Source organism: Oceanisphaera sediminis (assembly GCF_039539745.1).
GTDB classification, from domain to species: Bacteria; Pseudomonadota; Gammaproteobacteria; order Enterobacterales; family Aeromonadaceae; genus Oceanimonas; species Oceanimonas sediminis.
Window position 1 is genome coordinate 29,794 of record NZ_BAABDS010000009.1, and the last position, 11,893, is coordinate 41,686.

Below are 11,893 nucleotides of genomic sequence, written 5' to 3' on the forward strand. Positions count from 1 at the left end.
AAAGAATAAAACGACGGTGTCCGGATAGAACTTGAATGTGATTGAAAGAAAAGTGCCTGGCTCAACATAAAACAGGCGGTCATTTTTCACAGGGCAGGAATCACGCATTGAACGTGGCAGTACCGCTAAAAAGGGCAACATGGCGATAGAACATCAAGCATGCATAAACATAAAAAAGGGCCCGCAAAGGGCCCTTTCTCACACGAAAAATTCGATTAACGCAGCAGTGACATCACCAGGCCGCTGCTCTGGTTGGCGTTGCTCAGCACAGACATACCGGATTGCATCAGCATCTGGTTCTTGGACATGTTGGACGCTTCCTGAGCGAAGTCCGCATCCATAATACGGCCCTTGGCTTGCTCACCATTTTCACGCATGTTGCCCAGGTTGGTGATGGTGTGCTCCAGACGGTTGATATTGGCACCCAGCAACCCCCGCACTTCACTAACATTATCCAGGAACGTGTTCATGGTACCGATGGCGGTGGAAGAAGTAGCCTGGTCGGTCAGCGCTCCCAGAGCGGTAACACCGGCGGTAAGCGTGGTGCTGGTGTTCAGCGCTTTTACTTCCGCGTTGATATCAACATCCAGAGTTTCTGCAGTACCCGCACCAATCTGAAATGTCACCGCGCCCGCTTCGAACTTGCCCGCCGCAGCAAACAGGTTGGTACCGGCACCATAACTGGTGTTTTTCATGATGTTTTCCAATTCGGCACCCAGCTGCTGGAACTCGGCGTCCATCGCCGTGTTTTCTGCTGCAGAGTTGGTACCGTTGGCACCCTGGGTGGCCAGATCCTTCATGCGCTGGGCAATGTTGGTCATTTCGTCGAAAGCGCTTTCTGCGGTCTGCATCATGGAAATGGCATCCTGCGAGTTACGCATGGCCACGCCCTGACCGTTGGTCTGGGCCTGCAGTCGGGTGGCGATTTGCAGACCGGCCGCATCATCGGCGGCGGAGTTGATGCGAAAACCGGTGCCCAGGCGCTCCATGGCGGTGCCCAGCATCTTGTTGGTGCTGTTCAGGGTGTTCTGGGTAACCAGAGAGGTAAAGTTGGTATGAATGGACATGCCCATGATGGTGATCCTTTTAAATAGGGTGTTTTGATTCACTTGAATAAAACGGCACGGGAAAACGGCAACTTGAGCAAAGCAGAAAATTTTTAGTGAGGTGTGAGGTGTGACAGCAAAGCCGAGCCGGGGCTGGCCTACAGGGAACAAAATGGTGAGCGCCGAATGTTAAATCAGGCGCCAGGTAACAGGTCGAATAAATTCGACCCTACAAGAACGGCGCTTATTCCTTGCGCAGCTATTCCTTTCTCAATAAGGCCACGGCGCTGTGGCGGGAGACGTTGGCCTGGGCCACCAGCGCCGACACCAGTTGCTCGAAACGGCTGGCTTGGGCCGGTAATGGAGTAGCACCGGGTTCTTTCGCTGCCGCTACCGGCCAGGCTTTGGCAGTGTGCTGCAGGATCAGCTGACGCTGCTCCTGCAGGCGCTGGGAATAATCCTGAATACGTACCATGACCCGCTTGAGGTGTTCCCGCTCGCTCAACAACTCACCCTTTTGTGCCGCTGCCTGCAGGGGCGCCAATGCATCGGGCTCGGGGGTGGCCTTGATCAGCACCGGCTCGCCCGCCGGTACTCGCACGCCCTCGCCCTGCATCAGTATTGGCTGACGCAAAATGGCCTCGCCCCGCTCCCTGGCAATCAGCTGCAGCTTGCCCTGCTCCGCTTCGGCATTAATGCCCAGCGGCGCCAGATGACGGTTAAGCTGGGTCAGTGTCACTACCGGGCGCTGACCCGGCGCTATGCTGATGCCCATGGCCTGCTGCTGGCCGGCCAGCAATAAGGTCACCCGTTCCCGTACCGGCCGCGGACTCAGCAAATCGACCTTGTCCAGCTGATAGCGATAACGGGCGGCATCGCCGTCCAGCGCCACCGGCTGCAGGCGGGCATCGAGCCGCCCCTGTTGCTGCAGATGTTCGGATAACCGCGCCAACTGTTCGCCCCAGCGGCTCTGCTGCTCCGGCGCCATGGCCGACGCCTGTAGCCGCTGGGCCAGCGGGCGTAGCTGCTGATAAGCCTGGGTCAGCGACTGTTCGGCCGCCTGCAGCCGGGCTATCTGATTCTGGGCCTGACTGAGCCGACCCCATTGCTGATAACGGCCGGGCGCAGACTGCGACACCGGCGTTTTTGCGGTAAGCGGCGGCGTGCTGGATTCGGCGACGGCGCCGGCAATGCCAGCGGCCGGTTCCAGATTGGTATTGAGCGGACTCAGGCGCGGGCTGGTCACCTGCATCGGGTCGTATCCTTACAGTGTGGTGAACAGCGACAGCTGATTAACGTTGACGTAGGCCTTCTGGGTGCTCTGCAGTGCCAGCAGCATCTGCTGCATGTTCATGGCCGCTTCGCCGTAATCCAGCGCCGACAATTCGTTGTGCAGTCCCTGGCCAAATACCTGCATTTCGCCATGGGCCGCCACCACCTGCTCCAGGCCGTTCACCCGGCCACCGATGTCGGTCAGGGTACGGGTGACGCTACCGATGCCCCGATCCAGATTATTGAGCATGTCGCCCACCTGAGTGCTGATGTCACCGGCGGTGGTGTCGAGTACCTCGATGAAATCCTGTACCTGCTGCAACAGGTTGCCGCCGTCGAAAAGCAGGCGCTTGGCGCTGTCATTGGACGGCACCGTCACCCCATTGGCGATGGCCACCTGGCGCTGATAATCATCGCCCTGATAGCTGAACACCCCGGGCGCGGTTTCGGCAATTGCCGCCACATCGGTTTTCGAGCCAGAAAACAGGTAATGACCTTCTTCGTTACGAGCGTTGGCCAGATCGAGCAGCGTCTGCTTGAGCGAGTCCATTTCCTGGGTCAGCGCCTGACGTTCTGCCAGCTCGTAGCTGCCGTTGCCCGCCTCTACCGTCATGTCGCGCAGGCGCAGCAATACATCTTTCATCGCATCGATCTGGGTCTCTTCCTGACCGAGGCGACTCTTCACCTGTTCGGCATTCTTTTCATACTGACCGAGCGCACTCAGCTCCTTGTCGATACCCTGCAGCCGCACCGTGGCCAGCGGGTCATCCGACGGTTTGAGCAGCCGATCGCCGCTGGCCATCTGTTGCAACAGCTTGCCGTAATCGGCACCGCCTTGTTCCATGCTGTGCATCATGATGCGTTGAATCTGTCCTGTACTGACGCGCATTACGGCTCCTTAAAACGCCTTGCAAGCGGGAAGTCATGGCTTCCCACTGCGGATTAGATCATGTTCAGCAGGGTGTTGAACAGCTGGTCGGCGGTGCCGATTACCTTGGCATTGGCCTGGTAATTCTGCACATAGTTCATCATGTTCATCGCTTCTTCATCCAGATTGACGCCGCTCACCCCGTCGCGCCGGGACTGGGCTTCCATGCGAATATTGCCGGCGGCGGCCGCATCGGCCTGCCACTGGGCACTGGTAATGGCCAGCTCGCCAACCAGGCCCCGAAACGCCTCGTAGCTGGCATCTTCCAGCCCCAGCAACGCCTGCAGGTTGTCGTTATTGCCCGGCCCCGGGTCGGTGGCGCCGGACAAGGCCAGCTGCTCGGCGGTAAAACCGTCGGCCACTTTCAGGCTGCCGGCGGCATCGTTGGCGGTAAAGGTGAACAGCGGCTGCCCCGGCTGACCGTTCAGATCCACGCCCTGCGCCAGCTGCTGGTTGACCTTGTCGGCCATCTCCTGCGCCATGGTGTTCAGCTCGGCCCGCGCCGGCAGCAACTGCTCTTCCCGGTGCAACAATAAGCCACCCAGGCTGCCGCCGATATTGCCGTCGAGCGGGTATTCCTGGGTACCGAATTGAACCGACAGCTCGGTGTCGTCCCGCTCGATCTGCGCCGCCTGGTTACCCAGCACCAGTGGCTGGCCCTGAGGCAGGTTGACATTGACGGTGCCGTCCTGCTGGCGAGAGCTGCGAATCTCGACCAGTTGCGACAACTGGCGCAGGCTTTCGTCACGCTGATCTTCCAGAATGCCGATGCTGCCGCCCTGGGCACCCACCGCCTTTATTTTTTCGTTGAGTTCGGCCACCTGGCTCAGCAGGCTGTTGGCCTGGCTGTTGGAGGCATCGAGCTGATCCAGCACGCGTCGCTCCTGCGCATCCAGCTGAGATCCGAGATGATTGAAGCGCTGGGCCAGCGCCTCGGCCGAGGCGATGATCTGCTGGCGCGGCGCCATGCTCTGGGGCGTTTCTGCCGCGCCGTGCAAAGAGGCAAAAAACCGGTTCAGGCCCGGCAGCAAACTGCTGTCTTCACTGCCCAGTACCGTTTCCAGCTGCCCCAGGTAGCCACTGACCTGCTCGCGCTGACCGGCGTCGGATTCGGCCCGCCACAGCTGTACGGTAAGAAACTCGTCGGCGACCCGGCGCAGCCCGGTGACCTGAACACCACTGCCGCCCATCACGCCAAAGCCGGTCTGGCGCGCCGACAGCTGCACTTCCTGCCGGCTGTAACCGGGCACATTCACGTTGGCCACGTTCTGGCTCATGGTGTTAAGCGCGGTCTGGGCCGCCAGCAATCCGGACAGGCCGTTATTGATCATTGCCATTTCATCTTATCCGTTCTTGGCCACCCGCAGCGGTTGGCTGAAGGCGGCAATGGGCGCATCTCCATTAGCAACGACCGCCGACCGGGCATTCTTTAATGTGCCACTCAATTGGCCCACCATCAGTTCCCGCAATCCGGTCTGGCTCCTGGACGCCATGTTCATGGCAATCTGGCCATCGTACCAGTCTCGCATCATCGCCTGCTGGGGGCCGGGGGCAAAAGGGCCGTCAGGATCCCGTATGGCATCGGTGGCGGAGCGCATGTTCTTCAGCACCATCTGCAGGAACATGGCTTCAAACTGCTCGGCTGCCTGCTCCAGTCCCTGCTCCGGCGCCTGACGCTTGACCTGTTCCAGCCCCTGCCAGTTGAGGTATTGGCTTGTCTCTGTTTTCATCATTCTCTCCTACAGCACCACCAGCTCGGCATCCAGTGCACCCGCTTCGTCCAGCGCCTGCAATATCGACATCAGGTCGTCCGGCTTGGCACCCAGGCTGTTGACCGCCTGTACAATTTCATCGAGCGAGGTGCCTTCGGGCCAGACGAACATCTGCCCCGGATCCTGCTCGACCTTGAGATCCGACTCGGGGGTGACCGTGGTCTGTCCCTGAGACAGCGCATTGGGCTGACTGACATTGAACCGTTCGCTGATGGTCACGGTCAGGCTGCCGTGGCTGACCGCCGCCGCCTGCACCTTGACATCCTGCCCTACCACCACGGTGCCGGTGCGGCTGTTGAACACCACTCGCGGCCGGGTCGGGCCCATTTCTATCCGTACATCTTCCAGCATCGACATGAAGGTCACCCGCTGGCGAGTGTCGGCCGGTGCCCGCAATTCGATGGTGCGCGGCCCCATAGCGCGGGCCACGTCCGGGCCAAACACCTGATTGATGGCCAGCTCCACGTTGCGGGCGCTGCGAAAGTTGGCGTCCTTCAGGTTCAGCGTCACCGTGGGCGCACTGGCGAAGGTGGAGCTGATTTCCTGCTCGATCAGGGCGCCGTTGGGCACGGTGCCGACGGTCGGCACATTGACCGTAACCGAGGAGCCGCTGTTGCCTTCGGCCTGCAGACCGCCCACCACCATGTTGCCCTGCGCCACCGCATACACCTGACCGTCGACCCCGCGCAGCGGCGTCAACAGCAGGGTGCCGCCGCGCAGGCTGCGGGCATCACCGATGGACGATACGGTCACATCCAGTGTCTGACCACGGCCGGCCAGCGCCGGCAAGGTGGCATGCACCGACACCGCGGCCACGTTTTTCAGCCGGGGATCGGTATCGTCCGACAGTTGCACCCCGAACTGGCGCAGCATGTTGGTCATCGACTGGCCGGTAAACTTTACCTGGCTGCGATCACCGGTGCCGGACAAGCCGACCACCAGGCCGTAGCCCACCAGCTGGTTATCCCGAATACCCTGAATATCGACCACATCCAGCAGGGGGCGCTCCCGGCTCTGGGCCGGGGATACCAGGGCTGCGCACAGTGCCAGACACAGCACCATCAAAGACGAAAATTTCATGTTCACTCCTAGAGGGGGAACCAGCTGCTGTTGAACAGTCGACTGAGCCAACCGGCCTGATTGGTATCGGCCAGGGCGCCGCGACCGGCATAGGTAATACGCGCATCGGCCAGCCGCTGGGACGGCACCCGGTTCTGGCCGTCGATATCATCGATTCGCACCAGCCCCTGCAGCCGTACATATTCATCACCCTGATTCAGGCGAATCCACTTCTCGCCCCGCACCAGCAGCACATCGTTGGGCAGCACCTCGGCCACGGTGACCGTGATGTAACCGGACAGGGTATTCTGCTGGCTGGTACTGGCCGAACCCTTGAAATCACGGTCGGCCGCGCCGCTTGCCGTCAGGTTGGTTCGGGCGGTGCGCCCGACAATGGGAACCGGAATATCGATGCTGCTGCTCTTGTCCAGGCTGGTATCGGCCTTCTTGCTCGACTGGGTACGCTCTTCCAGCATCACGGTCAGGATGTCACCGACCCGATAGGCACGCCGGTCCTGAAACAGGGTGATCATCGACGACTGACTGAAGGCGCTGCCATCGCGACGAGACGGCTCGTATTCAACCCGCGCCGGGGTGGGTGCCCATTTGTCCTCGCCCGGTTCGGGCGGTACAAACTCGTAGGTGGAACATCCGGTCAGCAGCAGCAAGAGACCGGCAGCCAAGAGGTGACAGGCTCGCATCATCAGAGCGCCTGGCTTACGTACTTGAGCATCTGATCGGCGGCAGACACCACCTTGGCGTTCATCTCGTAGGCTCGCTGGGTGGTGATCATGTCGACCATTTCTTCCACCACGTTGACGTTGGAGCCTTCCAGTGTGCCCTGCTTGAGCATGCCCAGGGCATCGTCACCGGCCTGACCTTCGAGCGGTTCACCGGAGGCGGCGGTCTGGCGATACAGGTTGCCGCCCATCGCTTCCAGTCCGGCCGGGTTGGTGAAGTTGGCGAGGGTGATCAGGCCCAGCTCCTGCGGATCGGCCTGGCCGGCCAGCGACGCGGTGACGGTACCGTTGCTGCCGACGGTAATGCCGATGGCATTTTCCGGAATTTCCACCTGCGGCACCATCGGCAGCCCTTCGGCGTTCACCATCAGCCCTTCGCTGTTGCGATGAAACTGGCCATTACGGGTATAGACCAGCTCGCCATTGGGTCGCTCAATCTGAAAGAAGCCCTGGCCGACGATGGCCAGATCCAGTTCCTGCCCGGTGTTCTGAAAATTACCCGTGGTAAACACCTTCTGGGTGCCCACTACCTTGACGCCGTTCCCCATCTGAATGCCGGACGGCACCTGGTTTTGCTGATCCGCCGCCGCACCAGGCTGACGCTGCACCTGATAGAACAAGTCTTCAAACGCCACGCGATCCCGCTTGAAGCCCACGGTGTTGACGTTGGCCAGGTTGTTGGAAATGGCGGTCATCTTGGCGTCTTGCGCGCTCAATCCGGTTTTACTTACCCACAATGCTGCATGCATGTTCGTGATTACCCAATGCTGTGTTGCTGACAATGCCGCCGGCCAGGCCGGGCGGCATCAGAGAAAAAACGGCGGTTAGCTGCCGCGGATCAAACGGGCGCCGGCCCGGGCCTGATCGTCGGCGGTTTTCATGGCGCGCACCTGCAGTTCGAACTGGCGCCCCAGGGCCATGTTCTGCACCATTTCTTCCACCACGTTGACGTTGGCCCCTTCCAGGTAGCCCTGCTTGAGCTGAATGTCTTCGTCCTGCACCAGCCGATCCTGCTGGGTGGCATAGAAGAGGCCATCAACCCCCTTCTGCAGATCGCCAACCGCGGGGCGAACCAGCTTGATGCGGCCGCCCTCAATCTGGGCACCACCGCCGGGAGGGGTCAGGCTGACGGTACCGTCGGAGCCGATTTCCACCTTGCTGAATTCGGCCAGTGCCAGCGGCCCGCCCTCGCCCATCACCGCATGACCATTGATGGTCAGCTCGCCTTCGGGGCTGACCAGCATGTTGCCGGCCCGGGTGTAGCCTTCCTGCTCGCCGCTTTGCACCGCGATAAAACCCTCGCCCTGCACCGCTATGTCCAGCTCGCGACCGGTTTGCTGCAAGGGCGCGGCAGCCATGTTGGTGCCCGCCTGCCGGCTCTGGGCCAGTACCCGGGTATGAAAACCGTCACCGCTCAACGCATGGGCCGAGGCCTGCTCGAAGTCGGCGCGAAAGCCCTGGGTGTTGGCATTGGCCAAGTTGTTGGCCCGAATCCCCTGGGCCATCATGGCGTGCTGGGCGCCGGACATGGCGGTGTAAAGCAGACGATCCATCTAACGCTCCTTAGAATGAGTTGAACAGCACCTGAGTCATCTTGTCGGCGGCACTGATGGTCTTGGAGTTGGCCTGATAGTTGCGCTGGGCGGTCATCAGATTCACCAGCTCGCCGGTCAGCTCGACGTTGGAGCCTTCATAGGCGCCGGCGGTCAGGCTGCCGAGGGTGCCGGTACCGGGCTCACCAATAGTGGGTGCCCCGGAGGCAAAGCTCTGCTGCCAGCTGGTATCGTTGCCCTGGCGCAGGCCGTTGGGGTTGGCGAAGTTGGCCATCACCACCTTGCCCTTGAGCTGATCCTGACCGTTGGTGAATACCGCATACATGTCGCCATTGGACTCGAAACGCACGCCTGCCAGTTCACCGGCGGTATAACCGTCGGGCTGGTTGCGCGACACGCTGAAGTCGGCGGCATACTGGGTCATCTTGGCCGGGTTCAGGGTAATGGCCATCGGCTCGGCACCGGCAGGGGCATAGGCCAGCGCAATGTTGCCGGCCGGCGCGGCCAGGGTGCCATCGGTATTGAAGGTCATCGCCTGGGCGGCACCCGCGGCATTGCCGTCGATGCGGTAGTTCACTTCCCAGCTGTTGGCGCCGGTCTTGACGAAATACTGGGTCATCACATGACGAGTACCAAGCGAGTCGTACAGCTCGCTCGACTGGGAGAAGTTGTAGCTGCTGGCGTCGGCCGGATCAAAGGGCGTCACCAGCGGATCTATGGTCTCGGCATCGGCCTTGAGGTTGGCGGTAAAGTCGAGGCTGGTGCTGGCTTTGGCCGGCAGACCGGCGGCGTCGACCTGCAGATCGTCCACCACGCCCTGCTGCAGCTGACCGGCGGCGTTGGTCATGTAACCCTGCAGGCGCTGACCGCTGCCGGAAACGATGTAGTTGTCGGCATCGCGATTGAAGGTGCCGGCCCGGGTGTAGCTGGCCTGACCGTTCAGGCTGGTCATGAAGAAACCGTTACCGGAAATCGCCAGATCCAGGGCGCGGCCGGTGTTGACCACGTCGCCGTCCCGGTCGAAGTCCTGAGACACATTGTTGACTTCCACCCCGCCGGCCTGGCCACCACCGTACACGGCGGCAAATTCGGCCCGCGCGCTCTTGAAGCCGGCGGTAGAGACGTTGGCGATGTTATGGCTGATCACACCCAGTGATTCGTTGGTAGCCCGCAGGCCGCTTAAACCAATGCTTAAAGACATAATGTAATTCCTTGATAGCGCTTAGGGCTGACCGAATTCGGTCACCTGGAATAATGACACCTGACCGATACCGGCCAGACCGAGCATGATGTCGCCGCCACCGCCGGGCAGGCTGACCTTTTCCACGGTACGGGTCAGGTAGGGTGACAAGGGGGCCTTGACCCCGTCCCGTTCGGCGGTGACCCTGAAGTCGTAGTCACCCTCGGGCAGCTCAGGCAGGCTGAAGGCCTGCTCTCCGGTCGGGTGCTGCCATTCCTGTTCGTGAACCAGGGTGCCGTTCTTGTCGAGCACCTGCATGGTCAGCTTTTCGGTGCCCGGCGGCACCGGAATGTCGCCGGTCAGGGCTTCGGCTTTATCCAGGGTGATCGACTGGGTCGGCACCGTGACCTTCTTGCCCATCAGCGAGGTGCTGCCCAGTACCTGCAGGGTATCGAGCAGAGTGGCCTGCTGCTGGCCTTGCACCTTCATCTGTTCGATACCTTCCACCATGCTGAATTGCGCCAGCTGGGTAACGTACTGGGTGCCGTCCAGCGGATTGAGTGGATCCTGGTTGTTGATCTGGGCCACCATCATCTGCAGAAATTCGCTGCGCATGCTGCCGACGTCGTTACCGGGGGCAATGCCGCCGGAGCGGGCCGCGGACGCATTGTCCAGGCCATTGATATTTGCCAGTGCCATGATTAACGCTGCCCCAGATTCAGCAGCCCCTGCTGCATGCTGTTGACCCGGCCGACGACTTCTATCGACGATTCGAAACTGCGGGAAGCGGACATCATGTCGGCCATTTCTTCCATCACGTTGACCCCGGCGTAATAGACATAACCGTCGTTATTGGCCATCGGATGCTCGGGCTGGTAGCGTTGCTCCGGCATGCGATCCGAGGGCAGTACGCCGGCAATATTCACCCTGGCACCGCTCAGCTCGCCGTCCCGGGTCTGCTGGTAGAGGGTGGCGAAGACCGGCTTGATGGCCCGATAGGCTTCATCTTCACTGGCCGCCACCGAGCCGGCGTTGGCCAGGTTGGAGGCCACCGTGTTCATTCGGCTGGTCTGGGCCTGCAGGGCGCTGCCGGCGATGTCATAGATTCCGCGAAACGACATGATTAACGTCCTTCTATGGCCTGATTGAGGCCGCGTAATTTAAGGTTCAGAAAGGTCAGGCTGGTCTGAAAGTCCATGGCATTCTCGGCAAACGCCGTCTGCTCTACCGACAACTCCACCGTGTTACCATCCTGGGATGGCTGATAGGGTGTGCGGTACAGACGTTCGGCATTCATCATTCCGGCATCGCCGCCACGCTCGAGTTGACGGGCGGTCTGCTGCAAGACCGAGGCATAGTCGATGTCCCGGGCCTGATAGCCGGGGGTATCCACGTTGGCCAGATTTCCCGCCAGTAATTGTGTTCTGTCCATCCTGAGCGATAATGCGTGCGGATGAATGCCGAGTGCCTTGTCGAGCCCCAGTGCCATTCGTTTTCCTTGTGTGCCATGGTTATCGTTGCCATTCGACAAACAAGATTCATGCCACTAATTAAAAGATTTATTTATCAATGATTTACATAATTAAAAACCCTTCAAATCGACCACGACGGGAAAGGCAATTTCCGCCCGGAAGCCTGCTGCTGACCCTGTTGCTGATGGCATTGCCGGTACGTGCCGAACTGGAACAGGGGCTGGTGGCCGCCGCCACCGAACGGCTGGAACAACATGCCCGGCTACAGCAATGGCTGCCTTACCAGAGCGACATAGTCCCCTGGTTGCCGGCCGGAGCCGCCCACCTGCCCGACTGCAGCCAGCCCCCGCTGTATCAACCGGCCCAGCCCGACGCCGAACCCTGGGGGCGCATTCCCTACCTGATCCAGTGCCAGGATCAGCCCGGCTGGAGCATTCGTGCCCGAGTGAAGGTCAAGGTGCGGCTGCCGGTGTGGGTCGCCGCCAAACCGTTGCAGCGTGATCGGCAAATCACCCCGGCCGATGTGCAACTGAAAAGCATGGCCATTCACCGGCTGCACCGAGGCTTTTTCGGCGGCCGGGAAGCCCCGTCACAACGGCTGCTGCGGAACCTGGCCGCCGGCAAGCCGCTGTATCCGGGCCTGCTGGCGCCGGTCTGGCTGGTACAGAAAAACGAGCAGGTGGTGATTGAGGCGGTAGGCGAGAGTTTTTCGGTCAGCACCAAGGGGCTGGCACTCGGCAACGGCAGTGAAGGCGACATGATACCGGTGCGCAATCTGGACTCCGACCAGCGTATTCAGGCACAGGTAGTGGCCGAACATAGAGTACGCACGCTGCATTAAAGTTTTTTGCCGCCTGGGTCGTTAAACCAG

14 protein-coding genes are annotated in these 11,893 nt (G+C 60.8%); 1 reads left to right on the plus strand and 13 read right to left on the minus strand.

The features are described 5' to 3' along the window. Positions 1–215 precede the first annotated feature (215 nt). The 13 genes from lafA to flgB all read right to left on the minus strand — a co-directional run bounded on the left by lafA (position 216) and on the right by flgB (position 11,039). Complete coding sequence (lafA, locus tag ABD827_RS03520) at positions 216–1,073, minus strand: lateral flagellin LafA (RefSeq protein ID WP_344962379.1); 858 nt, start codon at positions 1,071–1,073, stop codon at positions 216–218. A gap of 232 nt (positions 1,074–1,305) precedes the next feature. After that, positions 1,306–2,298 (minus strand): hypothetical protein, encoded by a 993-nt coding sequence (locus ABD827_RS03525; RefSeq protein WP_344962381.1) that lies wholly within the window; start codon positions 2,296–2,298, stop codon positions 1,306–1,308. A 12-nt stretch (positions 2,299–2,310) separates the two neighbouring features. Continuing rightward, positions 2,311–3,207, minus strand: a complete 897-nt coding sequence (gene flgL / locus ABD827_RS03530; protein ID WP_344962383.1) for a flagellar hook-associated protein FlgL — start codon at positions 3,205–3,207, stop codon at positions 2,311–2,313. 53 nt (positions 3,208–3,260) lie between these two features. After that, positions 3,261–4,583, minus strand: coding sequence for a flagellar hook-associated protein FlgK (flgK, locus tag ABD827_RS03535; protein WP_344962385.1), 1,323 nt, complete (start codon positions 4,581–4,583; stop codon positions 3,261–3,263). Positions 4,584–4,589: 6 nt separating this feature from the next. Beyond that, positions 4,590–4,976 carry a rod-binding protein gene (locus tag ABD827_RS03540; RefSeq protein ID WP_344962387.1) on the minus strand — a complete coding sequence of 129 codons (387 nt, stop codon included), beginning with the start codon at positions 4,974–4,976 and terminating at the stop codon, positions 4,590–4,592. A 9-nt stretch (positions 4,977–4,985) separates the two neighbouring features. Then, the gene (gene fgIL / locus ABD827_RS03545) at positions 4,986–6,098 is read right to left on the minus strand and encodes a lateral flagellar basal body P-ring FlgIL (protein WP_344962389.1); all 1,113 of its coding nucleotides are present in this window, start codon (positions 6,096–6,098) and stop codon (positions 4,986–4,988) included. Between the two features lie 8 nt (positions 6,099–6,106). Beyond that, positions 6,107–6,781, minus strand: a complete 675-nt coding sequence (gene flgH, locus ABD827_RS03550; protein WP_425567961.1) for a flagellar basal body L-ring protein FlgH — start codon at positions 6,779–6,781, stop codon at positions 6,107–6,109. Further along, positions 6,781–7,566 (minus strand): flagellar basal-body rod protein FlgG, encoded by a 786-nt coding sequence (gene flgG, locus ABD827_RS03555; RefSeq protein WP_344962391.1) that lies wholly within the window; start codon positions 7,564–7,566, stop codon positions 6,781–6,783. The genes flgH and flgG overlap by 1 nt, the downstream gene beginning before the upstream one ends. Positions 7,567–7,641: 75 nt before the next feature. Next, positions 7,642–8,370 carry a flagellar basal body rod protein FlgF gene (locus ABD827_RS03560; RefSeq protein ID WP_344962393.1) on the minus strand — a complete coding sequence of 243 codons (729 nt, stop codon included), beginning with the start codon at positions 8,368–8,370 and terminating at the stop codon, positions 7,642–7,644. Between the two features lie 10 nt (positions 8,371–8,380). After that, positions 8,381–9,571, minus strand: a complete 1,191-nt coding sequence (gene flgE / locus ABD827_RS03565; RefSeq protein WP_344962395.1) for a flagellar hook protein FlgE — start codon at positions 9,569–9,571, stop codon at positions 8,381–8,383. 21 nt (positions 9,572–9,592) lie between these two features. Then, complete coding sequence (locus ABD827_RS03570; protein WP_344962397.1) at positions 9,593–10,249, minus strand: flagellar hook assembly protein FlgD; 657 nt, start codon at positions 10,247–10,249, stop codon at positions 9,593–9,595. A gap of 2 nt (positions 10,250–10,251) precedes the next feature. After that, entirely contained in the window at positions 10,252–10,671 is a 420-nt protein-coding gene (gene flgC, locus ABD827_RS03575) for a flagellar basal body rod protein FlgC (RefSeq protein WP_344962400.1), read from the minus strand. Positions 10,672–10,673: 2 nt separating this feature from the next. Beyond that, positions 10,674–11,039: a flagellar basal body rod protein FlgB gene (gene flgB, locus ABD827_RS03580; RefSeq protein WP_344962402.1), complete on the minus strand. Its 366-nt coding sequence runs from the start codon at positions 11,037–11,039 to the stop codon at positions 10,674–10,676. An 80-nt stretch (positions 11,040–11,119) separates the two neighbouring features. Here flgB and flgA point away from each other — a divergent pair, with 80 nt between their 5' ends. After that, entirely contained in the window at positions 11,120–11,863 is a 744-nt protein-coding gene (gene flgA, locus ABD827_RS03585) for a flagellar basal body P-ring formation chaperone FlgA (protein WP_344962404.1), read from the plus strand. The last annotated feature ends 30 nt before the right edge of the window (positions 11,864–11,893 follow it).